This window comes from Kitasatospora sp. NPDC006697 (assembly GCF_042869935.1).
Classification (GTDB): domain Bacteria; phylum Actinomycetota; class Actinomycetes; order Streptomycetales; family Streptomycetaceae; genus Kitasatospora.
Window position 1 is genome coordinate 76251 of sequence record NZ_JBIAGU010000014.1, and the last position, 22881, is coordinate 99131.

Here is a 22881-nt window from a genome sequence, read left to right on the forward strand (position 1 = left end):
GGCATGAATATACGCACTGCGGAACATTCATGCAAGGAGCTGCAGAGGGTCCGGGTGGTCGGCGGTCGGCGGTCCGGTCCCGCTGACCGGACAGGTGCAGTGCGCCTCTGCCCAGGGAAGCAGCCGTGGAACCGGTTGGGGGCGTTTCAGCGCTTGGTGGCGCGCAGGACGACGAACTTGGGGTTGGCCGCGACCGTTTCGCAGTTGCCGAAGATCCGGCGCAGCTTCACGTGGTAGCCGAGGTGGCGGTTGCCGACCACCCAGAGCTCGCCGCCGGTGCGCAGCGCGCGGCGGGCGCCGGTGAACATCCGCCAGGCGGTGGCGTCGGTGGTCGCCTGGTGGGAGTGGAAGGGCGGGTTGTTGAGCACCAGGTCCACCGAGCCGGCCGGCACGTCCGCGGCGAGCGCGTCGGCGGCCAGGAAGCGGGCCGGGGCGTCCGGGCCGGCGTTCTCCCGGAAGGTGGCCTCGGCGGAGGCCAGGGCCTGGAAGGACTCGTCGATGAAGGTGACCTCGGCGGCCGGGTTGGCGAGCGCGGCGGCGGTGCCGACCACTCCGTTGCCGCAGCCCAGGTCGACCACCCGCTGCGGGCCCCGGTGCTGCGGCAGGTGGTCCAGGAGGAACCGGGTGCCGATGTCCAGGCGGTCGGCGCAGAAGACGCCCGCGTGGTTGGTGACGGGCCGGCCGGAGAGCACGCCGATGCCCTCGGGCAGGTGGTAGCGCAGCGGCCAGGGGTTGGCGCCGCGGTCCTCCGCCGCTGCGGCGGGCGTGCTGAAGATCAGGCGCGCCTTGCGGAGCGCCTTGGAGGTCCGGGTCGGGCCGATGATCCGCTCGAACAGCTGGAGGGTGGAGGTGTGCACCTCGGTCACCATGCCCGCGCCGATCACCGTGCTGCCCGGGTGCAGGGCCGGGGCCAGCCGGTGCAGCTGGTCCTCCAGGAAGGCCAGGCTCTTCGGCACCCGGACCACCAGCAGGTCGATCCGCTCCGGCACCGGGTCGGTGCTGGTGAGCAGCCGGATCCCGGCCGGGTCGGCGGTCGCGTCGGCGGTTGCTTTGGGGGTCGCGTTGGCGGCCGGGTCGGCGGTCGCGCTGGCGGTCGCGTCGGCCGTCGCATTGGCGGCCAGGTTGGCCCGGGTCGCCTCGCGGCCGAGGTGGGAGTCGGTGATCTGGGTCGGCCGCAGCTGCGCCAGCGCGGTGGTCAGCGCGCCCCAGCGGTCGCCGAGCAGGACCACGGCGCCGCCGGGCGCGGCCGCCGGGGTGCCGGGCGGCAGCAGCTCCGGGTCGGCGTCGCCGTGCAGGTGGCTCAGCAGGTACTCGTCGGCGGCGTCCCAGGCGCGCAGCTGGTCGCGCGGGTCGGCGGGGAAGCGGGCGAGCTGGTGGGTGCCCCAGGACGTGGTGAAGCGGTTCATCGTGCGTCCAGGCTATCGGCTGGGGCGGCCGGGCCGTGATTGCCCCGGTTTGTCGGCCCCGGCTGGCAGGATCGCGGTGCGGGCCCCGAGGGGCCGTCTGACATCGGGAAGGGACGCGGCGCATGGGGTTCGAGCGGAAGCGGCTGACCGGACTGCACGACGTCCTGGCCGGCCATGTCGAGCGCGGCGGGGTGCCCGGGCTGGTCGCCCTGGTCGCGCGGGGCGAACAGGTGCACGTGGAGGCGCTGGGCAAGCGCTCGCTCGGCGGCGGCCCGGTGGGGCGCGACACCCTCTTCCGGGTCTCCTCGATGACCAAGCCGGTGACCGCCGTGGCCGCCCTGATCCTGCTGGAGGAGGGCCGGCTGCGGCTGGACGACCCGGTGGACGAGCTCCTTCCGGAGCTGGCCGGCCGCCGGGTGCTGCGCGATCCGCACGGGCCGCTGGAGGACACCGTGCCGGCCCACCGCCCGATCACCGTGCGCGATCTCCTCACCTTCCGGCTGGGCAGCGGCCTGCTGATGGCCCCGCCCGCGACGTACCCGATCCAGCGTGCGATGGATGCCCTGGACCTCGGCCAGCACGCGCCGCGCCCGGCGCTGCCGCCGGAGCCCGAGGAGTGGCTGCGCCGGTTCTCCACCCTGCCGCTGATCCACCAGCCCGGTGAGCGCTGGCTCTACAACACCGGCTCCGACGTGCTGGGCGTGCTGATCGCCCGGGCGAGCGGGCGGCCGTTCGAGGAGTTCCTGCGGGAGCGGATCTTCGAGCCGCTGGGCATGCGGGACACCGGGTTCCACGTGCCCGCCGACCAGTTGGACCGCTTCACCACCGCCTACGCGCCCGACCCGGCCAACGGCGGGCTCACGGTCTACGACGAGGTGGGCGGCGACTGGTCCGCTCCCCCGGCCTTCCCCTCCGGCGCGGCCGGGCTGGTCTCGACGGCGGACGACTTCCTCGCGTTCGGCCGGATGCTGCTGGGCGGTGGGCGGTGCGGGGGCGAGCGGCTGCTCTCCCGGGGCGCGGTGGAGCTGCTGTCGAGCGACCAGCTGACGGAGCGACAGAAGTCCTCGAGTATGGAGCTGTTCCCCGGCTTCTTCGACGGCCGCGGCTGGGGCTTCGGCGTCTCGATGGTCACCCGAGCCGCCGAACTGGGCCACCCGGTGGGCCAGTACGGCTGGGACGGGGGCCTCGGCACCAGCTGGGCCGTGGATCCGGCGCGGGGCACGGTCGGGGTGCTGCTCACCCAGCGGTGCTGGAGCTCGCCGCGGCCGCCGGCGGTCAGCGGGGACTTCTGGACGGCGATGTACGCGGCGCTGGCGGACTGAGGGGCGTGGGGGCTCGGGGCTCGGGGACTCTGGGGCCCGGGAGTTGCCTCGGGGCTGAGTAAGCGCTTGCTCAGATTCCCTGTCCACCGGAGGTTCCGCACTGGCGGCCGGGGAACGCTGCAAGGCAGGAGTGCCGAACCGACCGGCCCGGGGCGGAAACCGGGAACGGGAACAGGGGCCTGCCGGCGGCGTCAACCGACGAGGGGTGGGAACGGATGACCGAGAGAGCGACGATCCTCGCTGACCTGCGCGCCGAGGGCGACGCCCTGGAGGAGTTGGTGGCCGGGCTCGACCCGGCCGGCTGGCGGACGCCGACACCGGCGCCCGGCTGGACGATCGCCCACCAACTGGCCCACCTGGCCTGGTCGGACGAGTGGGCGCTGCGTGCCGCCCGCGACCCGGAGGGGTTCCACGCGGCCGCCACCCGGATGCTGGCCGGTGTCACCGAGTTCGACGGCTTCGTCAACCAGGGCGCCGCCGCGGGCGCGGCACTCGCCCCGCGCGACCTGCTCGACTGGTGGCAGGCCGGCCGCGCCGAGGTGCTCGCGGCGCTCGCCGAGGTGCCGGCCGGCGGCAAACTGCCCTGGTTCGGACCGCCGATGAAGGCCCCCTCGATGGCCACCGCCCGGCTGATGGAGACCTGGGCGCACGCCGAGGACGTCGCCGACGCGCTGGGCGTCAAACGGCTGCCCACGGCCCGGCTGCGGCACATCGCCCACCTCGGCGTGCGGACCATGGGCTACGCCTTCGCGGCCCGCGGCGAGGCGGTGCCGACCGAGCCGGTGCGGGTCGAACTGACCGGCCCGGACGGCCAGTCGTGGTGCTGGGGCCCGGAGGAGGCGGAGGACCGGATCACCGGCCCCGCGCTGGACTTCTGCCGCCTGGTCACCCGGCGCCGCCACCCGGACGACCTGGCCCTGACCGTCACCGGACCGGTGGCGACCGCCTGGGTGCCGATCGCCCAGGCCTTCGTCGGCCCGGCGGGAGAGGGGCGCAGACCGGGCAACCGGTGATCCCCTCGGCGCGCGGGCGGCCGCGCAGCGTACCGTGCGGGGCGCGGCCGCGGGCGGGATTGGGTGACTCCCGGTACGCGTGGTGGAACAGGCGGTTGCATGGCGGGCGGAAAGGACCTCGCCTTGATCTTCAGTCGGCTTCGCCACCGCAGCCCCGCCGCCGCCCACGCCCCCGCCGGGACCACCGGGGCCGCCGGCTGCCCGTTCGGCCACGGCAGTTCGCCCGCCGCTGCGCCTTCCTCCGTCGCTCCTTCCGCCGTCTCCCCCGCCTCCGTCACTCCTGCCCCCTTCACCGACCCGGCGGAAGCGGCGGCGTTCCTGCGCCAGTTCCACGCCGAGCGGCCGGACTCCGGCGACCCGGAACCGCGGGTGCGCCAGGTCCTGGACGAGATCGAGCGCATCGGCTCCTACCGCCACACCACCGACGAGTTGGCCTTCGGCGCCCGGCTTGCCTGGCGCAACTCGGCCCGCTGCATCGGCCGGCTCTACTGGCGCAGCCTGGTGGTCCGCGACCTGCGCGAGTGCGGCAGCGCCGACGAGTTGGCCGAGCACTGCTTCGAGCACCTGCGCCTGGCGACCAACGGCGGCCGGATCCGCCCGGTGATCAGCGTCTTCGCCCCCGACCGGCCCGGCCGCCCCGCACCGCGGATCCTCAACTCCCAACTGGTGCGCTACGCCGGACACCCGAAGGAGGGCGGCGGCTGGACCGGCGACCCGGCCGGCGGCCAACTCGCCGCCCGCGCCGCCGACCTGGGCTGGAAGCGCGGCGACGGCCGGTTCGACGTGCTGCCGCTGCTGATCCAGGAACGGCCGGGCGAGGCCCCGCGCTGGTACGAACTCCCCGACGACACCACGCTGGAGGTGCCGCTGCGCCATCCGGACCACTCCTGGTTCGCCGACCTCGGCCTGCGCTGGTACGCCGTCCCCGCGATCAGCGACCTGACCCTGGAGATCGGCGGCATCCGCTACCCCGCCGCCCCGTTCAACGGCTGGTACATGGGCACCGAGATCGGCGCCCGCAACCTCGCCGACGCCGACCGCTACGCCCTGCTCGACGAAGTCGCCACCCGCATGGGCCTGGACACCTCCGACGACCGCACCCTCTGGCGCGACCGCGCCCTGGTCGAGCTCAACCTGGCCGTTCTGCACTCCTTCCAGGAGGCGGGCGTCACCATCGCCGACCACCACACCGAATCCGACCGCTTCCTGCGCCACATAGCCCAGGAGAAGCGCCTCGGCCGCCCGACCCCGGCGGACTGGAGCTGGATCGTCCCCCCGGTCTCGGGCTCGCTGACGCCGGTCTTCCACCGCTACTACGACCCGGTCGACCCTGCGCTCCGGCCGGCGTTCGTGACCCGTACGCCTTGGTGACTGAGCGTCAGATCCTGATGCAGAGGCGCGGTTTCCCGTCCTGGCGATCGATCAGCCGACCGCCGTTGCGCTCGATCATCCGCCGCGGCCCGGTGTTCCCTCGTCGCCCATCACCGGCGCCCGCTCGATCCCGAGCCCGGCGGCCACCGGCAGCGCCTCCGCAGCAGCACCTCCCCGGCGGCCTCACCCCAACTGCTCGGCCAGCGCCAGGATGATCCCGCCCGGTCCGCGGAGGTAGCAGAGCAGGTAACTGTCCTCGAACCGCGTCACCTCGCCGACCAACTCGGCACCGTGTGGGCGGAGTCGGGCGAGGGTGGCCTCGATGTCATCGACGGCGAACATCACCCGGTGCAGGCCAAGGGTGTTCGGCGGCGCCACCGCCGGCTCGGCGGTGATCGCCTCCGGGCTGTGGTACTTGGTGAGCTCCAGCCGCCCCGGCGCACCCGGAATCCGCAGCATCGCGATCTCACTGCGCATCCCGTCGAGCCCGACCACACTGCCCGCCCACCTCCCCTCGATCTGCGCCCGGCCCTCCAACTCCATGCCGAGCGCGGTGAAGAAGGCAACCGCGGCATCCAGGTCGTCGACGACGATGCCGACGTTGTCCATGCGGAGAATCGTCATGGTGAGAGGCTAGGCGGCGGGTCGGACATTTCCGGGCAGGTGACGGCCGTGTTCCCCTGCTTCCGGGGACCTTCGCCGGAGACTGCGGATACGGAGGCGGGCTGGGCGTCAGCAGCCTGCCCAGGTGGCTGCGTCCTGGGACGAAGACGAGTTGGTCGCGGGCGGCTTCGAGTGCGTGAACGCCGAGTTGGAGTGGTACGACGAGCTTCGCGCGCCCGCGAAGCCGTCGAGTATCGCGTCCGGCCAGCGAGCGAAGCTGCGGTGCGGCTGGAGCGCGAGCGGCTCAACCACCGGTTGCGGTGGCGCCCGGGCTACCGTCTTCGAGCGGATTTGCTACAGGACCGGACCGGTCAGCGTCTCTATGAAGTGCCGTACGCAACTCTGCTCTGCCCGCGTGAGGCGCGCCAGTTCCTCCGGCGGTTCGGCTCCGTTGCGGACAGCCATCACGTAGTCCTTCGCCGCCGACGGGCTCAGGCGCGGAGCCTGCTTCCGCAGGTGGGTCATCGCGGCTACCGCACCGGCGGAGTTGGCCAGTGAACGGACGGAGGCGGCCAGCGGGTCGAGCCTTCGAACACCCTTGATCTGCCGCAGGTAGAGCTCCTGCCAGTCCTCGGTCAGCCAAGTGACGGCCGGGACGTGATAGATGCTTCCGTCGCTCCCGTCCACCAGGTAGGGACCGCTGCCGACGAGGCGGGCGCCCATCGCACCGGTCCGGGCATACTCCGCCGAGTTCCAGAAGACGAGCCAGCCGACCGCGTGCTCCTCCACATCGCAGATCGCCAGTTCGCGAACCGGCGCCGGCCACGTCAGTCGCTCTTCGGCGAGAAGCGCCTCGACGAGCTTGACGGCGCGTTCCTTGGCTATCACGCTCTCATCATTCACCACACGTCAACCGGGTTCCGATACGTCAACTCCCATGGCTCCCAGGACGCTCGGCGCGCCGAAAGTCGAGAGGGCCCCGAAGAGGCGGCGAGCGCAGCGAGGGCGAGGAGCCAGGGAAGGCGAGAAGGCGAAAGGCGAGCGCCGGGAGTCGCCGAGGAGCGGGGGTGGACAGGGGGCCGCGGAGGCAGCAGCAGCACAGAGGCCCCGAGGAACCGCAGCACCCCAAGCCCCCGTCCCCCTCCCCGCCTCTCACCCCCCTCCCGGGTACCGCCCCGCCAACCCCGCCAGCAGCGCGTCCAGCCCCAGCTCGAACGCCCCCTCGTCCACCCGCGCCCGGTGCTCCGCCAGCCGGTGCGCCTCCCCCAGGTGCGGGTACTCCGCGCCGTAGGCCGCCGCGTCCTCCGGGAAGCCGGAGGCGAAGGAGCCCAGCGCCGACCCCGTGACGAAGTACCGCATCAACGCGCCGATCCGGGTGGCCTGCCCCCGTGGCCAGCCGGCGTCGACCAGGCAGCCGTAGACGGCGTCGGCCAGCCGCAGGGCGTTGGGCCGGCGGCCGGGGCCCTGGGCCAGGACCGGGACGATCTGCGGGTGGGCGGCCAGGGCGGCGCGGTAGGAGCGGGCCCAGGCGCGCAGTGCGTCGTGCCAGTCGGCGCCGGGGACGAACATCGCCAGGTCGACCTCGCCCATCACGCTGTCCACCACCGCGTCCAGCAGTTCGTCCTTGGTGGCGAAGTGGTTGTAGAGCGAGGGGCCGCTGACCGAGAGCTCGTTCGCCAGCCGCCGGGTGGAGAGCGCCTCCAGCCCCTCCGCGTCCACCAGTGCCAGCGCGGCGGTGACGATCCGCTCGCGGCTGAGCAGCGGGGTGCGGGGCCGGGCCATGGACGGTGCTCCTCCGGTCGGGTGGCGAAGACGGCATTCTCGCAGGGCCCCTCTTCCCAGCAGGCTCGGGGCGGGCTAGAGTCCGAAAAAACTTGCACCGCTAGTTTACGAGACCCGGGAGGCCCCGCGATGGACCTGGAGCTCTCCGAGGAGCAGACCGCCGTCCGCGCCCTCGCCGCCGAGTTCACCGACCGCGAGATCGCCCCCTTCGCCGCCGAGTGGGACCGCGCCGAGTCCGTCGACCGCGCGGTCATCGGCAAGCTCGGCAAGCTGGGCTTCCTCGGCCTGACCATCCCCGAGCAGTACGGCGGCAGCGGCGGCGACCACCTCGCCTACTGCCTGGTGCTGGAGGAGCTGGGCCGCGGCGACTCCGCGGTGCGCGGCATCGTCAGCGTCTCGCTCGGCCTGGTCGCCAAGTCGGTCAACGCCTACGGCTCCGAGGAGCAGAAGCGGCACTGGCTCCCCCGGCTCTGCTCCGGCGAGGCGCTGGCCTGCTTCGCGCTCACCGAGCCCGGCACCGGTTCGGACGCCGCCAACCTCACCACCAGAGCGGTCCGGGACGGCGACCACTGGCTGCTCAGCGGCAGCAAGATGTTCATCACCAACGGCACCTGGGCGGACGTCGCCCTGGTCTTCGCCCGCACCGGCGGCAGCGACCCCGAGAAGCAGGGCCACCGCGGCATCACCGCCTTCCTGGTCCCCACCGACACCCCCGGCTTCCAGCGCCGCGAGATCCACGGCAAGCTCGGCCTGCGCGGCCAGGCCACCGCCGAACTGGTGCTGGACGCCGTCCGGGTGCCGGACTCCGCCCGGCTCGGCCCGGAAGGCAAGGGCTTCACGGTCGCCATGGCGGCGCTGGCCAAGGGCCGGATGTCGGTGGCGGCCGGCTGCGTCGGGATCATCCGCGCCGCGCTGGACGCCGCCGTGCGCTACGCCACCGAGCGCGAGCAGTTCGGCAAGCCGATCGCCTCCTACCAGCTGGTGCAGGAACTGCTCTCCGACATCGCGGTCGACCTGGACGCGGCCCGGATGCTCACCTGGCGGGTGGCCGACCACATCGACCGCGGTCTGCCGTTCGCCACCGAGTCCTCGGTCGCCAAGCTCTACGCGAGCGAGGCGGCCGTCCGCGCGGCCAACAACGCGCTCCAGGTCTTCGGCGGCTACGGCTTCATCGACGAGTACCCGGCCGGGAAGCTGCTCCGCGACGCCCGGGTGATGACCCTCTACGAGGGCACCAGCCAGGTGCACAAGCTGCTGATCGGACGCTCCCTCACCGATATCAACGCGTTCTGAGACCCCCTGGATGCGACACCCCTAGAACGGAGCCCAAGGAAGTGCGTCCCGTCTACTTCGCCGCCGCCCGCCGGACACCCATCGGCAGGCTCCGCGGCGCGCTGGCCACCGTCCGGCCGGACGACCTGTCAGCCGCCGTGATCCGGCAGCTGCTCACCGACGTACCCGCCCTCGACCCGGCCCGGATCGACGACGTCTACTGGGGCGCCGCCAACCAGGCGGGCGAGGACAACCGCAACGCCGCCCGGATGGCCGTGCTGCTGGCCGGCCTGCCGGAGACGGTGCCCGGCGCGACCGTCAACCGGCTCTGCGCCTCCGGCCTGGAGGCGGTCACCATGGCCGCCCGGACCATCGCCGCCGGCGAGGCGGACGTGCTGGTCGCGGGCGGCTGCGAGTCGATGACCCGCGCCCCGTTCGTCCTCCCCCGCCCCGACGAGGCGCTGCCGCACACCCTGCAGACCGCCGACACCCGGCTCGGCTGGCGGCTGACCAACCCCCGGATGGCCGAGCTGCACGGGGTGCTCTCGATGGGCGAGACCGCCGAGGAGGTGGCCGAGCGCTACGGCGTCAGCCGGGAGCGGCAGGACGCCTTCGCGCTGCGCAGCCACCAGCGGGCCGCCGCCGCCCGCAAGGACGGCCACTTCGACGCCGAGCTCCTGCCGGTGGTCCGCCCGGACGGGGTGACGGTCGGTCAGGACGAGTCGATCCGCGAGGACACCAGCCTGGAGCGGCTGGCCTCGCTGAAGCCGGTCTTCCGCCCCGGCGGCACGGTGACCGCGGGCAACGCCTCCCCGATGAACGACGGCGCGGCCGGCCTGCTGCTGGTCAGCGAGGCGGCGCTGGGCGAGCTGGGCCTGGAGCCGCTGGGCCGCTACGTGGCCGGCGCCTCGGCCGGCGTGCATCCGGACGTGATGGGGATCGGCCCGGTGCCGGCTACCCGCAAGGTGCTGGACCGGGCCGGCTGGACCCTGGCGGACCTGGGCGAGGCCGAGGTCAACGAGGCCTTCGCCGCCCAGGCGCTGGCCTGCCTGGACCAGCTGGGCCTCGACCCGGAGCTGGTCAACCCGAGCGGCGGCGCGATCGCGCTGGGCCACCCGCTGGGCGGCTCGGGCGCCCGCATCCTCACCACCCTGCTGCACCGGATGCGCCGCACCGGCGCCCGCCGCGGCCTGGCCACCATGTGCGTGGGCGTCGGCCAGGGCACCGCGGTACTGATCGAGAAGGACTGAGGGAGAGTCACGATGGCACGTTTCACCGGCAGGGTCGCCGTGGTCACCGGCGCCGCCCAGGGCATCGGCGCGGCCACCGCCCAGCGGCTGGCCGAGGAGGGCGCCGCGGTGGCGGTGGTCGACCTGACCGCCGAGCGGGCCCAGGGCACCGTGGACGCGATCACCGCCAAGGGCGGCACGGCCCGCGCGTACGGCTGCGACGTCTCCGACTACGAGGCAGTGGAGGCGGTCTTCGCCCGGCTGCACGAGGAGCTGGGCGGGCTGCACATCCTGGTCAACAACGCCGGCATCACCCGGGACAACCTGTTCTTCCGGATGCCGAAGGCGGACTGGGACGCGGTGCTGACGGTCAACCTGACCAGCGCCTACAACTGCAGCCACGTGGCCCAGAAGTACCTGGTCGCGCAGAAGTACGGCAAGATCGTCTCGCTCAGCTCGCGCTCCGCGCTGGGCAACCGGGGCCAGGCCAACTACGCGGCCGCGAAGGCCGGCATCCAGGGCCTGACCGCGACCCTGGCGATCGAGCTGGGCCCGTTCAACGTCAACGTCAACGCGGTGGCGCCCGGCTACATCGTCACCTCCATGACGGCCGCGACCGCCGAGCGGGTGGGCTCCACGCCCGAGGACCACCAGGCCGAGGTGGCCGCCCGCACTCCGCTGCGCCGGGCGGGGCAGCCGGAGGAGATCGCCGCGGTGGTGGCCTTCCTGGCCAGCGACGAGGCCTCCTACGTCAGCGGCCAGACCCTCTACGTCAACGGCGGGGCCCGCTAGAACGGAACGGCGGCCCGGCGGGTGCGCAGGAGCACCCGCCGGGCCGCCGGCGTCCGTCAGCCGTTGTAGTGCGGCCGCAGGGTGACGCTCAGGATGGTGCGGTACTCGGCCGGCTGGGCGGCCGGCACGGTGTAGAGCGAGGCCGGGTCGGTCCCGTAGACCGAGCCGGTGACCGGCAGCGGCTTCGGGGTCGAGTAGCCGGCGAACAGCATGGTCAGGCTGCCGTTGTCGTTCTGCACCACGGTCGGGTCGTAGACCCGGCCGCTGTAGTAGCCCGAGGTGGCGAGCGCGCCGCCCTGGGTGGCGTGGGCGGCCAGCGCCGAGAAGGTGTAGTCGGTGCCGATCAGCTTCTGCGGCGCGGACCAGTTCTGCCCGTCCTTGGAGGACGAGTAGAAGATCTGGTTGAACGCGTCGCTGTCGCCGTCCGAGGCGTAGGCGCCGGACAGGAAGAGGCCGTAGGTGCCGTCCGGGTTGGTGATGACGGTGCCGCGCGAGCCGATCCAGCGCAGCACGGAGTCGCTGGTGCTGGTCGGGTCGCCCAGGCCGTTGACCTGGCCCAGGTCGGTGAAGTGCAGGCCGTCGGTGGTGTAGGCGGCGCGGACCACGGTGTAGTCCTCGTTGTTGCCGTACAGCGACTTGGGCTTGTTCTTGCCCTCGCCGATCTTGGCCAGCTGGGCGTAGGGGACGGTGGCCGCGCCGGGCGCGCCCACGCTGCTGCCCTTGGCCACCGCGCCGGTGCCGCCGGTGCAGCCGGTCAGGTCGGTGGCGTCGGCGCCGGTGCAGGTGACCTGCACGATGCCGTTCGGGGTGCCCAGGCTGACGGTGACCGAACCGCCGGCCGGCTTGAGCGCCTTGGTGTCGCCGACCGGGATGGTGGCGGCGGGCAGCGTCACGGCGGCCGTGGTGGCGGTCGGGGTGAAGTAGTCGACGATCTTCTCGGTGTAGAGCACCGCGACGCTGCCCTTGGGCGCGCCCGGGTAGTGCGGGACGGTGCTGATGATGCCGTCCGGCGAGACCAGGCCGGAGGTCTGCTGGGCGCCGGCCGGGATCGCGCTGTCGGCGGTGATCGCGTCGCCGGCCGCGATGGTGACGCCGCCCGCGGTGCGGGTGGTGCAGCCGGTGAAGGCGGTGGCGGTCGCGGCATTGTCGTTGCAGTCGACGGTGACGCCGTCCACGGTGAAGTGGCCGGGCTGCTCGAAGTTCGCGGTGCTGGCGGCGTTGATGGTCACGCCGTTGCCGCCGGGGCCGGCCGGCACGGTGACCGCGGCGGTGGCGGTGGTGCTGCCGCCCTGGCCGACCGGCTCGGCGGCGGGCAGGCCGGCCAGCGGGTTGCCGTCCTGCGGGTGCAGGCTGTGGACGATCAGGTTGACGCCCGGGTGGTCGCCGGTGGGGCGGGACAGGGTGTAGAGCACCTGGCCGCGGTGGCCGGTGCCGTTGGCGTCCGGCACGGTCAGCACGAAGGCGTGGCCCTGGCCGTCGTCGTTGGTGTTGCCGTCCGGGCAGAGGCCGGCGTTCTGCTCCAGCGCCTCGCCCTTGTAGTGCCAGGTGCGGCCGTGGTCGGTGGAGGTGGCGGCGACCACCGCCTCGTCACCGTCCTTCGGGCGGTAGTCGAAGAGGCCGGTCAGCGTGTCGCCGCCGTCCTCGGAGGTGACGAAGGGGAAGTAGTAGGGCTGCATCGGCAGCGTGCTGCCCTTGGGCTGGCGGACCACGGTGCCGGTCTCGGGGGTCGGGCCGCCGCTGGAGCAGTAGCCGGGCAGCGGGCCGGGGGTGCCGGTCACGCCGCTGGCGGCGGGCACGCCGCCGGCGCCCGGGTCGACGGCGACGTTCGGGTAGGTCACGCCGTTGACCGTGACACCGGTGCCGGCGGTCGGGTCGCCCTGGGCCAGGGTCCACGGACCGCCCTTGACCTTGTCGACCACCGGCGCGCCGACGGTGTAGCTGACCGGGCCGCGGTGGTGGCCCCAGCCCCAGCCGTGGCCGTCGGAGTCGGCGAACGCCGGGCTGGCGGTGAAGGTGAGTGCGGCGACGCTGGTGACCGCGATGGCTGCGGCGGTCGCGGTGCGGCGGTGCGGCATGGGCGGGATCCTCCGGGAGTCAGCCCGCGCCGGGTAACCGCGCGGGTCAGCCGAGATCCTGCACCGCTCACGCAGGTGTCGGGAGGGGGGCCGGGGAGTGTTCACCGGTCGTTCGCCGCTGCGCCCTCGGCGGCGCCCCGGAAGGGCACCGGCGCACCGCTGGCCACGCCCCGCCGTCCGCTGAGCGGAGGTGCGCGCGGAGGCCCGAGGGCGTGAACCGGCCTCATTTTGCCATGGCTTGACGATCCATTGGAAGAGCCGCCGGGCGGTTTTCCCGGGCTGTTCCGGGGCGTCACCGCAGGGCTGTCCGGGCGATTTCGAACAGTTACCCGAGACTTCCCGGCGTGTTCACGAGTCATGTCAAGGGTCCGAAATGACTATAGCTTCATAGGCTCTCCACACGATGGGATGACCCGGCCGGCTCCGTGTCGGCGACCCTCCATCCACAAAGGAGTTCCATGGGCACCTCCCCCGCCACCGCGGGCCCCCGACGCTCCGTGACCACCCGGACGATGGCGCTGCTCGCCGTCGGGGCCACCGCCCTGACGACCGGTCTGGTCACCGTCCAGAGCACGGCCGCGGCCACCTCGTTCCCCAAGGTGGCCTTCAAGCTCCACCCGGCCTCCGAGGGCCACATCAACGCGACGGCGCGCACCGCCCCGATCAGCACCAGCGACTGCGTGGCGCAGATCGGCATCCACTGCTACTCGCCGCTGCAGTACCGCGACGCGTACAACCTGAACGGGCTGTACCAGCAGGGCATCACCGGCAAGGGCCGGACGATCGTCATCGTGGACTCCTTCGGGTCCCCGACGATCCAGCACGACCTGGAGACCTTCGACAAGCAGTGGGGCATCCAGGACACCAACGTCGAGGTCGTGAAGTGGGGCAACGTGCCCGCCTTCGACCCGACCAACTCGGACATGACCAGCTGGGCGGGCGAGACCACCCTCGACGTCGAGTACGCGCACGCGATCGCCCCGGACGCCCACATCGTCCTGGTCGAGACCGCGGTCGCCGAGACCGAGGGCGTGACCGGCCTGCCGGAGATGATGGACGCCGAGAAGTCCCTGATCAACAAGGGCGTCGGCGATGTCATCACGCAGAGCTTCGGGGCCACCGAGAACACCTTCCCGGGCTTCGACAAGGGCGACTACAAGTCCCTGACCAGCCTGCGCTACGCCTTCAAGTCCGCCGCCGCGCACGACGTGACGGTGCTCGCCTCCTCCGGCGACAACGGCGTGACCGACTCGGACAACAGCAACAACCTCTACCCGTACAAGGTCAACTCCTGGCCGTCCTCCGACCCGCTGGTCACCAGCATCGGCGGCACCGAGCTGACCCTGGACAACAACGGCACCCGCACCGCGGCCGACAAGGTCTGGAACGACCCGTACGGCGCCGGCGGCGGCGGTGTCTCGGCGGTCTTCGACCGTCCGTGGTACCAGGGCGGCGTGGCCGACGTCGTCGGCACCCACCGCGGCACCCCGGACATCAGCATGAGCGCCGCCGTGGACGGCGCCGCCTGGACCTACGAGTCCTACGCCCCGGCCTCGGCCGGCTGGCACCTGACCGGCGGCACCAGCGAGGCCTCCCCGCTCTTCTCCGGCGTGGTCGCGCTCGCCGACCAGGCCGCGGGCCACCGCCTCGGCCAGCTCAACTGGCGCCTGTACGGCATGTCGTACCTGCCCTCGCAGTGGAGCGGCATCACCGACGTGACCACCGGCGACAACTCCTGGAACGGCGTCCAGGGCTACCAGGCCGCCAAGGGCTACGACCTGGCGTCCGGCCTCGGCACGATCGACGGCTACACCTTCGTGCACACCCTCGCGGGCCGCTGACCCCGTAGTCACGCGACGCGCACCGCGGCGGCCGTCCGGGAACCCTCCCGGGCGGCCGCCGCTCCGTTCGTCCGCCCCCGTTACGCGGCGGGGCCGACCGCCTGGGCCAGCTTGGCGGCGTAGCGCTCGGTGGAGCGCAGCTTGCGGCCGTCCTCGCCGGGGAGCTTGGCGCGCAGCTCCAGGATCGCCGGGGCCAGGGCCAGCGCGGCCTCGGGGTCGGTGATCGCCCGCCAGCAGGCCTCGGCGTTGGTGGCCACCCGCTGGGTCTCGGCCTCCGCCGGGCCGAGCGAGATCAGCAGCACCAGCGCCACCTCGCGGTACAGCTCCGCCGCCGCGCCCAGCTCGCCCGCCTGCCGGGCCAGGTGCGCCCGGACCTGGCGGATCATCAGCACCGGCGGGGCGATCATCCCGTGCGCCGCCACCGCCTGCTGCTCCAGCTGCGCGGCCAGCTCGGCCGCCGGCGCGTGGTCGCCCGCCTCGGCGGTGGCGACGATCCGGGCCAGCGCCTCGCGGTAGTCCGCCGGCGGCGCCTCCTGCGGCGCCTCCCGGGGCACGGCGTCCTGCGGGACGGTGCCCTGCGGCACGGGCTCGGACTCGGACTCCGGTACGGGCTCGGACTCCGCATCGGCCCCGCCCTTGATCAGCGACCAGCGCTTCACCGGGCGCTCGGTCGGCGCAACGCCGGGCTTGAGCAGCGAGACCGGTCCGCGCTCCGCGGCCGCCGGGACCGCCACCGGTTCCGGTTCCGGTTCCGGTTCCGGGGCGGGGACAGGGAGGGGAGCGGGCATCGGCACGACCGCGGACGGCGCCCCGGCGCCCTGCTGCCGGGCGTTGTTCTTGAACACCGCCCGCTCCGCCGGGTAGGCCGAGCAGATCAGCGCGTCCGGCCGGATCACCGAGTGCACCTGCGCCCGGACCTGCTCCGGCGTCAGTATCGGCCCGGCGCCGGGCCGCCCGCCGTGCAGGCACTCGACCAGTGCCCGGGTGAAGGTGCCGATCTGCTCCGGATCCGGCGCGACCACCGCCCAGAGCGGCACACCCTCGGTGAACTGCGGGCTCTGCGCCAGCGCCAGCGCGCCCGGCTCGGCGCTCAGGTCGCCGATCACCAGGGTGTCCCAGTCGGCGGGCCGGCTGCGCAGCTCGCCGGCGATCGCCGACCAGGCCAGGCCGTCCTGCCGGACCGTGCCGGTCTTGGAGTCGCGCAGCGTCAGGTAGAGCCCGCCGCCGCGCTTGTCGAGCACCAGGTGGCCGCCCAGGTGGATCAGCAGCGGGCCCGGGTGGCGGGCGGCGGCGCGCAGGTGGGCGAAGACGGTCTGCGGGTCGCTGGCCGAGGGCAGGTGCACGGCGTCCACCGACTCGGCGGCCAGCAGGGTCTGCGGCGCGACGGCCGCCAGCATCGCGGAGAGCACCTGGCCCTGGCCGGAGCCGCCCCGGCCCCAGCCGCGCCGGCTGCCGTAACCGCCCTCGACGCACAGGATCCGGCCGCGCAGCCCGCCGCCGACCGCGGCCTGGGCAGCCCCGTAGGCGGCCACCTCGGCCAGCGCGACCCCGCCGGTCCAGCCGGTGGGCTCGGCGGCGGGCTCCGCCGCCGGCTCCGCACCGGGCTCGGGCACCGCCCGCAGCACCGTCGTCCCGCGCGGCGGGGTGACGGCGCGCAGCAGGGCGGTCGCGGGTGGCGGGGCCTCAGCCGACGGGGCGTCCGGAAGTGACTGCCCGGCAGCGCGGGCCGCCGCCTTGGCCTCGGCCAGCGCCCGGTACTCCTCGGGCACGGCATCCTCGATCACCGGCGGCGGTGGCGCCGCGTCCTGGCCGTCGACCGGTCCCGCCGCAGACCCCACGGTCGATCCACTCTCCGCCAACGCCGGTCACCACCCCGCCCGCCGCCCAGGGCGTCGTCCTCGGTTCCACCGGGCCGCGGCCGACTCGCGTCCGCCGCGCCCCCTTGCGCGCCACCTTACGGGGTCCGCGCACCCGGGTTCCAGGCGCCCGCGGATTGCGTCCCCCGGCAGGTCCGCGCCGGTATCGTTGAAGTAACCAGGGGGTCCGCTCCTAGCGTTCGACGCGTTGGCACCCTTCGAGAGGACGCGTTGATGAGCGGGATCGTGGTTTTCGGCGCCGGCGGACGGGCCGGGCAGCGAGTGGTGGCCGAGGCGGTGGCCCGCGGGCACCGGGTGACGGCGGTGGTCCGGGACCCGGCGGCCCACCCCGGGCTGGCCGGTCCGGGCGTGGCGGTGGCGGCCGGCGACGTGACCGACCCGGCGTCGGTGGCGGCCCTGGCTGCCGGTCATGACGCGGTGGTCCAGGCGGCCTTCACGGCCGCCATCCCCTCGGTGGAGTTCTTCCCGGCGGCGGCCCGGGCGCTGACGGCGGGTCTGCCGGTGGCGGGGGTGCACCGGCTGCTGGCGGTCGGGATCGGCACCGTGCTGGAGGTGGCGCCGGGCGTGCCGCTGCACGACTCGGCGGGCTTCCCGCCCGAGCACCGGGCCTTCTCGATGGGCCACCTGGTGGAGCTGGAGGTGCTGCGGGAGGCGCCGGCCGAGCTGGACTGGGTGGTGCTGGCCCCGCCGCCCGCCCTCCTGGACTCCGACTCCCCGCGCACCGGCCGCTACCGCACCGGCGGCGGCGCCGTGCTGCCCGACGCCGAGGACGCCCCGCCGTTCCGCTACGCCGACCTGGCCGTCGCCCTGCTGGACGAGCTGGAGCGGCCGGCCCACCACCGCACCCTGGTGGCGGTCGGACACCCCTGACCGGGCCGGAACCGGGCCGGATCCGGACCGTGGGGGCGCGGAACGGCGGCTTCCGGCGGGCTGGTTGACTGGCTCCGGCCCCGGCACCCCGGGGTCGGGGAAGACAGTCCCCAGCGTGATCCGCCCACCCTCAGAAGGATCCATGCACTCCCTGCAACCGCTGCTCTCGGCGTTCGCGCCGATCTGGCTGCTGACCGCCGTCGGCTACCTGGTCAGCCGCACCGGCATCCTCGGCGAGCAGGCCGAACCGGTGCTCAGCAAGTTCGTCTTCCACGTCGCGATGCCGGCCGCGCTCTTCGCCATGCTGGCCAGGGCCCCGCTGGGCAGCTTCGCCAACCCGTCGATGCTGGCCTTCGCGGCCGGCACGCTGGCCGCCACCCTGCTCGGGTGGGCGGCGGCCCGCTGGCTGTTCGGCCGCCGGCCCGCCGACCAGGCGATCGCCGGGATGGCGGCCGGCTACGTCAACTCCGCCAACCTGGGCATCCCGGTGGCCGTGCAGGTGCTCGGCAACGCCAGCTTCATCGGACCGGTGCTGCTCTTCCAGGTACTGCTGGTGACCCCGCTGATCCTGGCGGTGCTGGACGGCGGCACCGGCGCCGGGCCGGCGGCCGGGCGGCGGGCGGCCCGGCTGCTCCGGCTGCCGCTGCGCAACCCGATCATCCTGGCCTCCGCGCTGGGTGTGCTCTGCTCGGCCGCCGGCCTGCGGCTGCCGTCCGCGCTCGGCCACTCCTGCGACGTGCTGGGCGCGGCCGGGGTGCCGACCGCGCTGATCACCCTCGGCATGTCGCTGCACGCCCGCCCGGCCGGCGACGGCTCGGCGCTGCGGGCCGAGGTCGGCGTGTCGGTCCTGGTGAAGGGGCTGGTGCAGCCGCTGGTCGCGTTCGCGGTCGGCAGCCTGCTGCTGCACCTGACGACGCACCAGCTGCTCGCCGTGGTGGTCTGCTCGGCGCTGCCGACCGCGCAGAACGTCTTCGTCTACGCCCGGCAGTACGGGCTGAACACCGCGCTGCCGCGCGATTCGGTGCTCTTCTCCACCCTGCTGTCGATGGTCACGCTCTCCGGCGTCGACTGGGCGCTGGCCGGGCACTGACCGGGCACTGACCGCCCGCGCCCGGGCTGACCAGCGGCGTTGTCCGGTTTTGATTGACCGGTGGCCGCGGTCCCTCGTGGTCAACCTCGAGTCCGGCTAGAACGGCGCACATGGAGTTCGGAATCCTCGGTCCGCTGTTGGTCCGCGACGAGCACGACGACCACCCGGTCGCCGCGCCCAAGCAGCGGGTGCTGCTCGCCGCGCTGCTGCTGCGACGCGGCCAGGTGGCCTCGGTGGAGCTCCTGGCCGACTGCGTCTGGGACGGCCGGCCGCCGCGCGCGGCCCGGGCCGCGCTGCAGAACACCGTGATGCGGCTGCGCACCGCGCTCGGCCCGGCCGGGGCCCGGCTGGAGACCCGGGCCGGCGGCTACCTGCTGAACGCGGCGCCCGAGGAGTTCGACCTGGACCGGTTCGCCGAGCTGCACGGCCAGGGCCGGGCGGCGCTGGCCGGCGGCGCGCCCGAGGAGGCCGCCGCGCTGCTGGCGGCCGCGCTGGACACCTGGCGCGGCGAGGCGCTGCTCGACGTGGACTCCGACCGGCTGCGGCACGAGCACGGTGACCGGCTGGCCGACCACCGGCTGCAGGCGGTGGAGGCGAAGGTGGCGGCCGAGCTGCGGCTGGGCCGGCACTCCGTGGTGGCGGAGCTGCACGCGCTGACCGCCGCCCACCCGGGGCGGGAGCGGTTCTGGGCGCAGCTGATGACCGCGCTCTACCAGGAGGGGCGGCAGGCCGAGGCGCTGGCCGCGTTCCAGCGGGTGCGGCGGCTGCTGGACGAGGAGTTCGGGGTGCTGCCCGGGGCGGAGCTGCGGGAGCTGCACCAGCGGATCCTGCGCTCGGGGCCGGTGGGGGATCCGCGGCCGGGGGCTTCCGGGCCGCGGGCCTCTGCGCCTGGGGCTGGCGTTCCGCAGTCGGCCGGGCCGGAGCCTTCCGTTCCGTATTCTTCTGCCCCGGAGGCGTCCGGCCCAGAGCCTTCCGCCCCCGAGCTGGCGCCCGGTCAGGTCCCGCAGCCCCGGCAGGCGCCGGCGCCCCGGCCGACCGACGGGCCGCGGCCCGACCAGCTGGGCGCTCCGCTGGCCGACTTCACCGGGCGGGTGGCCGAGCTGGCCGTGCTGACCCGCCTGCTCGGCCGCCCCGCCGGCACCGCGCCGCGGGCCGTGGTGCTCTCCGGCCCGCCCGGCAGCGGCAAGCGGGTGCTGGCCGCGGAGGCGGCGCGGGCGGTGCGCCGGGCCTACCCGGACGGCGTGCTCCGGGCCGACCTGGGCGGTACCCGCCCCTGGCCGGCCACCGCGCACGAGGTACTGGGCGGCTTCCTGGCCGCGCTCGGCGTGCCGGCGGCCCAGCTGCCCGCCGCGCCGCCGGCCCGGGCCGCGATGTTCCGCCGGCTGGCCGCCGGGCGGCGGCTGCTGGTGCTACTGGAGGACGTCCGTAGCGCCGCGCAGGTCCGTCCGCTGCTGCCCGCCGAGCCGCTGGGCGCTGTGCTGGTGACCAGCCGGCGGCGGCTGCCGGAGCTGGTCGGCGCCGTCGAGCTGCCGGTCGGGCCGCTGCCGTTGGCCGAGGCCGCGACCTTCCTGGAGCGCGCCGCGGGCGCCGCCTGGACCGGGGTCGACCCGGTGGCACTGGCCGAGCTGGCGGCGCTCTGCGAGGGCCTGCCGCTGGCGTTGCGGATCTGCGGGCGGCGGCTGGCCACCCAGCCGGAGCTGACGGCCCGCCGGCTGGCCGAGCGGCTGGCCGACCCGGAGCACCGGCTGGACGAGCTGCGCTGCGGCGAGCTGGACCTGCGGACGGCCATCGCGGGCAGCCACCGGGCACTGGAGCCGACGGTGGCGATCGCCTTCGCCCGGCTGGCGCTGCCCGGCCTGGCCACCATCGGCGCCCGGGCGGCGGGCGAGCTGCTCGGCACCTCGCCGGCCGCCGCCGAGTACCTGCTGGCCCGGCTGGTCGACTTCCACCTGCTGACCAGCCGCACCCCGGGGAGCTACCGCTACCCAGCTCTGCTGCACGCCTTCGCCCGGGAGCGGGCGGCGGAGCTGGACGGCGTGGACGCGGGGCCGGCCGGAGCCTTCTTCCTGACGCCGCGTTACTGATGCCGGACGCCGACCGTGTCGTACGCCCAGTCGTTGCAGCGCAGGGTCCGGCCCGCGAAATCAACCTCGCACTCTGCCCGGAGGGTGAATCCGAGACTGCGGCAGATGCCGTTGGAGGCGCCGTTCCCGACGCCCGGATAGGCGTGCACCCGGCCCCAGCGGCCGTCGGCGCAGGCCTGCTCCAGCAGCTCGCGCACCGCCGCCTTGGCGAGGCCGCGCCCCTGGAAATCGGGCAGCACCATCCACCCGATCTCGCTGAGCGGTGCCACGGCGGGCTGGTTCGGGTGCGATTCCGCCGAGGCCTCCGGGTGGGTCCAGAGCACCACCGTACCCGCCGGCTGCCCGTCCACCTCGATCACCTTGATCCAGTCACGGTCCGCCGCGGCGGCCGCCACATCCCTGGCCACCTTCGCCGCCATGCCCTCGGCCGGCAGCGGCCCGCCGAGCTCGGCCATCATCACCGGGTCGCACCGCATCGCCAGGTAGGCGGGGAGATCCCGCAGTTCGACATCCCGTAGGCGCATCATCATCTTTGCTCTCCGTGTTCAACTGTTGGCCATACAACCTGGCTTAACGGTGGATCAGTTCCCTGCCTTACTGGTCTACGCGCGTTCCCTAGCCGCGAGCTGGGCCTGATCATCGGCGACTCCGGCGTGGTGAGCGGCATCGAGGCCGCCTTCACCGCCGACTTCGACCCCACCGCCGGCACCGGTTCCAGCACCGGTACCGTCACCGTGGCCAACCCGGGCAGCCAGACCGGCACCGTCGGCACCGCCGCGAGCCTGACGGTCGGCGCCACCGACTCCGCCGCCGGCCAGACCCTGGCCTCTCGACCACCGGCCTGCCCTCCGGCCTGTCGATCAACTCCACGACCGGCGTGATCAGCGGCACCCCGACCGCCGCCAGCACCGCCTCGGTGACCGTCACCGCCACCGACACCGCCGGTCAACGTCTCCTGAAGCAGCGGTAGTTGACGAAACTGCCGGGCACCCGTCCGCGGGTGCCCGGCAGCGCGCGTGCCGCCGCTCAGCGGAACTCGTGCACGACCTCGATCCGGCCGACCAGGCGGGTGTTGAACTCGGCCAGCTCCTCGGCCGGCACCCAGAGCTCCAGGATGGTCTCGCCACCCGCCTGCCGCACCGGGTAGCGGGCCAGGAACGCGCTCTCCACCTCGAACCGGGTCACGTAGCCGACGCCGCTGTGCGGCACGTTCCAGTCCCGGGCGATCCGGATCGCGTAGTCCTCGTTCAGCACCGGGTAGAAGATCGGCTGCTCCGGCAGCCGGGGCGGCCACGCCCGCCAGCCGGCCTGCTCGACCAGCACCAGCTCCTCGGGCCCCGTCGGCCGCCAGAGCGTCGTCGTCCTCGCCTGCTGCTGCCCGGGCACCGTCGTCCTCCTCCGTGACCCGGCACCACCCTGGCGGCCGGGCTCCCGGACGACAGCGGGCACGGCGGAGGGGCGGCCACGGGATTTCACGGGCCGCCCTTTCCGGCTTGTAGGGTCCGCACTACTCGTGTCGGTGTTCCGTGAGCAATCGGGGACGCTGAACCTTGGAAAGGCGCCCAGGCTTGTCGTGATTTGTTCTGGCGACTGCCGTAGGACGGGAGTCCGTGGTCCAGAATCAGGGCATGGACGTCCCCAAGCTGCTGGAAGCCGCTTTCCTGCTGGTCCCCGAAGAGATCGCCACCGAGAACGACATCACGGTGAACGACGTCTGGGAGTACCTGACGCAGGACGAGTGGGAAGCAGCCCTCGGGCTGTTGGAGGAGCTCGGCGACGTCCAACCGCCTCCACTCGGCTTCTGGGAGATCCTGGCCACGGCCGCCGAGCAGATGCGGCTGGAGAAGAGCGCGGCCTGGTGTCACTGGCGGTGCGGTGAAACCCGCAACGGGATCATCCGAGCCGATCTCACTCTCCGGCCGGCCACCGAAAGCCGACGGCAGACCCCGATTCCCGGAGCCGGCGTCCTGCGACCGATGTGGGACATCGGCAACCGAACGGAGACCGGCGAGCCGGCCCTTGACATCGCCCGGCTCTGGGTGGAGTTCACGCCCCTCCTGGAGCCCGGCGGACGGTCCTCGGTGCGACTCGCACCTCTTGACCCCTCGCAGTGGCGGCGCCTTCAGCCCGGCCAAGTGATCACCATGCACGAGGACCGATCCGTGGCCGGAACGGCGATCGTCCTGGAGGCTCGGCCTCCGACGGCCGTGCCCGCCGCATGGAGTGAGCGCGCCCCTTAAGGCTGTCCCGCACA

The 22881-nt window shown here is 74.0% G+C and carries 21 protein-coding genes; 13 read left to right on the forward strand and 8 right to left on the reverse strand.

Translation table 11 applies throughout. The features are described 5' to 3' along the window. Positions 1 to 146 precede the first annotated feature (146 nt). A complete protein-coding gene (locus ACFYNO_RS21035; RefSeq protein ID WP_388014249.1) occupies positions 147 to 1406 on the reverse strand; it encodes a methyltransferase in 1260 nt (419 codons plus the stop codon). Between the two features lie 122 nt (positions 1407 to 1528). Between ACFYNO_RS21035 and ACFYNO_RS21040 the strand changes: the two genes are divergently transcribed. The 3 genes from ACFYNO_RS21040 to ACFYNO_RS21050 all read left to right on the forward strand — a co-directional run bounded on the left by ACFYNO_RS21040 (position 1529) and on the right by ACFYNO_RS21050 (position 5112). After that, the gene (locus ACFYNO_RS21040; RefSeq protein ID WP_388014252.1) at positions 1529 to 2728 is read left to right on the forward strand and encodes a serine hydrolase domain-containing protein; all 1200 of its coding nucleotides are present in this window, start codon (positions 1529 to 1531) and stop codon (positions 2726 to 2728) included. Between the two features lie 215 nt (positions 2729 to 2943). After that, positions 2944 to 3741 (forward strand): TIGR03084 family metal-binding protein, encoded by a 798-nt coding sequence (locus tag ACFYNO_RS21045; RefSeq protein ID WP_388014255.1) that lies wholly within the window; start codon positions 2944 to 2946, stop codon positions 3739 to 3741. 123 nt (positions 3742 to 3864) lie between these two features. Next, positions 3865 to 5112, forward strand: a complete 1248-nt coding sequence (locus ACFYNO_RS21050) for a nitric oxide synthase oxygenase (RefSeq protein ID WP_388014258.1) — start codon at positions 3865 to 3867, stop codon at positions 5110 to 5112. 183 nt (positions 5113 to 5295) lie between these two features. Here the strand turns inward: ACFYNO_RS21050 and ACFYNO_RS21055 are convergent, their stop codons facing one another. The 3 genes from ACFYNO_RS21055 to ACFYNO_RS21065 all read right to left on the reverse strand — a co-directional run bounded on the left by ACFYNO_RS21055 (position 5296) and on the right by ACFYNO_RS21065 (position 7497). Further along, on the reverse strand, positions 5296 to 5736 hold the full coding sequence (locus tag ACFYNO_RS21055) for a VOC family protein (protein WP_388014261.1): 441 nt from the start codon (positions 5734 to 5736) through the stop codon (positions 5296 to 5298). A gap of 333 nt (positions 5737 to 6069) precedes the next feature. After that, the gene (locus ACFYNO_RS21060; protein ID WP_388014264.1) at positions 6070 to 6603 is read right to left on the reverse strand and encodes a YrhB domain-containing protein; all 534 of its coding nucleotides are present in this window, start codon (positions 6601 to 6603) and stop codon (positions 6070 to 6072) included. Positions 6604 to 6867: 264 nt separating this feature from the next. Then, on the reverse strand, positions 6868 to 7497 hold the full coding sequence (locus tag ACFYNO_RS21065) for a TetR/AcrR family transcriptional regulator (protein ID WP_388014267.1): 630 nt from the start codon (positions 7495 to 7497) through the stop codon (positions 6868 to 6870). Positions 7498 to 7626: 129 nt separating this feature from the next. On the opposite strand from ACFYNO_RS21065, the gene ACFYNO_RS21070 reads away from it, so the two are divergent. From ACFYNO_RS21070 to fabG, 3 genes are read left to right on the forward strand one after another with little or no spacing between them, the layout of a single operon-like run. Continuing rightward, complete coding sequence (locus ACFYNO_RS21070; protein ID WP_388014270.1) at positions 7627 to 8790, forward strand: acyl-CoA dehydrogenase family protein; 1164 nt, start codon at positions 7627 to 7629, stop codon at positions 8788 to 8790. A 41-nt stretch (positions 8791 to 8831) separates the two neighbouring features. Further along, positions 8832 to 10019, forward strand: coding sequence for a thiolase family protein (locus tag ACFYNO_RS21075; RefSeq protein ID WP_388014273.1), 1188 nt, complete (start codon positions 8832 to 8834; stop codon positions 10017 to 10019). Positions 10020 to 10031: 12 nt separating this feature from the next. Further along, positions 10032 to 10790: a 3-oxoacyl-ACP reductase FabG gene (fabG, locus tag ACFYNO_RS21080; protein WP_388014276.1), complete on the forward strand. Its 759-nt coding sequence runs from the start codon at positions 10032 to 10034 to the stop codon at positions 10788 to 10790. 56 nt (positions 10791 to 10846) lie between these two features. Here the strand turns inward: fabG and ACFYNO_RS21085 are convergent, their stop codons facing one another. Further along, entirely contained in the window at positions 10847 to 12865 is a 2019-nt protein-coding gene (locus ACFYNO_RS21085) for a hypothetical protein (RefSeq protein ID WP_388014279.1), read from the reverse strand. Positions 12866 to 13323: 458 nt separating this feature from the next. On the opposite strand from ACFYNO_RS21085, the gene ACFYNO_RS21090 reads away from it, so the two are divergent. Beyond that, complete coding sequence (locus ACFYNO_RS21090; RefSeq protein WP_388014282.1) at positions 13324 to 14706, forward strand: S8 family serine peptidase; 1383 nt, start codon at positions 13324 to 13326, stop codon at positions 14704 to 14706. 80 nt (positions 14707 to 14786) lie between these two features. Here ACFYNO_RS21090 and ACFYNO_RS21095 read toward each other — a convergent pair whose 3' ends face one another. After that, entirely contained in the window at positions 14787 to 16544 is a 1758-nt protein-coding gene (locus ACFYNO_RS21095; protein ID WP_388014285.1) for a hypothetical protein, read from the reverse strand. Between the two features lie 252 nt (positions 16545 to 16796). On the opposite strand from ACFYNO_RS21095, the gene ACFYNO_RS21100 reads away from it, so the two are divergent. The 3 genes from ACFYNO_RS21100 to ACFYNO_RS21110 all read left to right on the forward strand — a co-directional run bounded on the left by ACFYNO_RS21100 (position 16797) and on the right by ACFYNO_RS21110 (position 20627). Beyond that, complete coding sequence (locus ACFYNO_RS21100; RefSeq protein ID WP_388014288.1) at positions 16797 to 17453, forward strand: NAD(P)-dependent oxidoreductase; 657 nt, start codon at positions 16797 to 16799, stop codon at positions 17451 to 17453. A 142-nt stretch (positions 17454 to 17595) separates the two neighbouring features. Further along, complete coding sequence (locus ACFYNO_RS21105) at positions 17596 to 18543, forward strand: AEC family transporter (protein ID WP_388014291.1); 948 nt, start codon at positions 17596 to 17598, stop codon at positions 18541 to 18543. A 110-nt stretch (positions 18544 to 18653) separates the two neighbouring features. Next, complete coding sequence (locus ACFYNO_RS21110; protein ID WP_388014294.1) at positions 18654 to 20627, forward strand: BTAD domain-containing putative transcriptional regulator; 1974 nt, start codon at positions 18654 to 18656, stop codon at positions 20625 to 20627. Here ACFYNO_RS21110 and ACFYNO_RS21115 read toward each other — a convergent pair. After that, the gene (locus ACFYNO_RS21115) at positions 20621 to 21151 is read right to left on the reverse strand and encodes a GNAT family N-acetyltransferase (RefSeq protein ID WP_388014678.1); all 531 of its coding nucleotides are present in this window, start codon (positions 21149 to 21151) and stop codon (positions 20621 to 20623) included. The two genes, ACFYNO_RS21110 and ACFYNO_RS21115, sit on opposite strands and share 7 nt — an antisense overlap. A gap of 132 nt (positions 21152 to 21283) precedes the next feature. On the opposite strand from ACFYNO_RS21115, the gene ACFYNO_RS21120 reads away from it, so the two are divergent. Both ACFYNO_RS21120 and ACFYNO_RS21125 read left to right on the forward strand, forming a co-directional pair. Further along, complete coding sequence (locus ACFYNO_RS21120) at positions 21284 to 21508, forward strand: hypothetical protein (RefSeq protein WP_388014297.1); 225 nt, start codon at positions 21284 to 21286, stop codon at positions 21506 to 21508. Then, positions 21505 to 21597: a hypothetical protein gene (locus ACFYNO_RS21125; RefSeq protein ID WP_388014300.1), complete on the forward strand. Its 93-nt coding sequence runs from the start codon at positions 21505 to 21507 to the stop codon at positions 21595 to 21597. The genes ACFYNO_RS21120 and ACFYNO_RS21125 overlap by 4 nt, the downstream gene beginning before the upstream one ends. 56 nt (positions 21598 to 21653) lie before the next feature. Here the strand turns inward: ACFYNO_RS21125 and ACFYNO_RS21130 are convergent, their stop codons facing one another. Next, on the reverse strand, positions 21654 to 22013 hold the full coding sequence (locus ACFYNO_RS21130) for a hypothetical protein (RefSeq protein WP_388014304.1): 360 nt from the start codon (positions 22011 to 22013) through the stop codon (positions 21654 to 21656). A 242-nt stretch (positions 22014 to 22255) separates the two neighbouring features. Between ACFYNO_RS21130 and ACFYNO_RS21135 the strand changes: the two genes are divergently transcribed. Then, positions 22256 to 22867 carry a hypothetical protein gene (locus tag ACFYNO_RS21135; RefSeq protein ID WP_388014307.1) on the forward strand — a complete coding sequence of 204 codons (612 nt, stop codon included), beginning with the start codon at positions 22256 to 22258 and terminating at the stop codon, positions 22865 to 22867. Positions 22868 to 22881: the final 14 nt, after the last annotated feature.

What these genes read in the sequence shown, in the direction of transcription:
- ACFYNO_RS21035 (WP_388014249.1), bottom strand. Translation starts at nt 1,406, where the DNA reads ATGAACCGCTTCACCACGTCCTGGGGCACCCACCAGCTCGCCCGCTTC.
- ACFYNO_RS21040 (WP_388014252.1), top strand. Translation starts at nt 1,529, where the DNA reads ATGGGGTTCGAGCGGAAGCGGCTGACCGGACTGCACGACGTCCTGGCC.
- ACFYNO_RS21045 (WP_388014255.1), top strand. Translation starts at nt 2,944, where the DNA reads ATGACCGAGAGAGCGACGATCCTCGCTGACCTGCGCGCCGAGGGCGAC.
- ACFYNO_RS21055 (WP_388014261.1), bottom strand. Translation starts at nt 5,736, where the DNA reads ATGACGATTCTCCGCATGGACAACGTCGGCATCGTCGTCGACGACCTG.
- ACFYNO_RS21065 (WP_388014267.1), bottom strand. Translation starts at nt 7,497, where the DNA reads ATGGCCCGGCCCCGCACCCCGCTGCTCAGCCGCGAGCGGATCGTCACC.
- ACFYNO_RS21070 (WP_388014270.1), top strand. Translation starts at nt 7,627, where the DNA reads ATGGACCTGGAGCTCTCCGAGGAGCAGACCGCCGTCCGCGCCCTCGCC.
- fabG (WP_388014276.1), top strand. Translation starts at nt 10,032, where the DNA reads ATGGCACGTTTCACCGGCAGGGTCGCCGTGGTCACCGGCGCCGCCCAG.
- ACFYNO_RS21085 (WP_388014279.1), bottom strand. Translation starts at nt 12,865, where the DNA reads ATGCCGCACCGCCGCACCGCGACCGCCGCAGCCATCGCGGTCACCAGC.
- ACFYNO_RS21090 (WP_388014282.1), top strand. Translation starts at nt 13,324, where the DNA reads ATGGGCACCTCCCCCGCCACCGCGGGCCCCCGACGCTCCGTGACCACC.
- ACFYNO_RS21100 (WP_388014288.1), top strand. Translation starts at nt 16,797, where the DNA reads ATGAGCGGGATCGTGGTTTTCGGCGCCGGCGGACGGGCCGGGCAGCGA.
- ACFYNO_RS21105 (WP_388014291.1), top strand. Translation starts at nt 17,596, where the DNA reads ATGCACTCCCTGCAACCGCTGCTCTCGGCGTTCGCGCCGATCTGGCTG.
- ACFYNO_RS21110 (WP_388014294.1), top strand. Translation starts at nt 18,654, where the DNA reads ATGGAGTTCGGAATCCTCGGTCCGCTGTTGGTCCGCGACGAGCACGAC.
- ACFYNO_RS21115 (WP_388014678.1), bottom strand. Translation starts at nt 21,151, where the DNA reads ATGCGCCTACGGGATGTCGAACTGCGGGATCTCCCCGCCTACCTGGCG.
- ACFYNO_RS21135 (WP_388014307.1), top strand. Translation starts at nt 22,256, where the DNA reads ATGGACGTCCCCAAGCTGCTGGAAGCCGCTTTCCTGCTGGTCCCCGAA.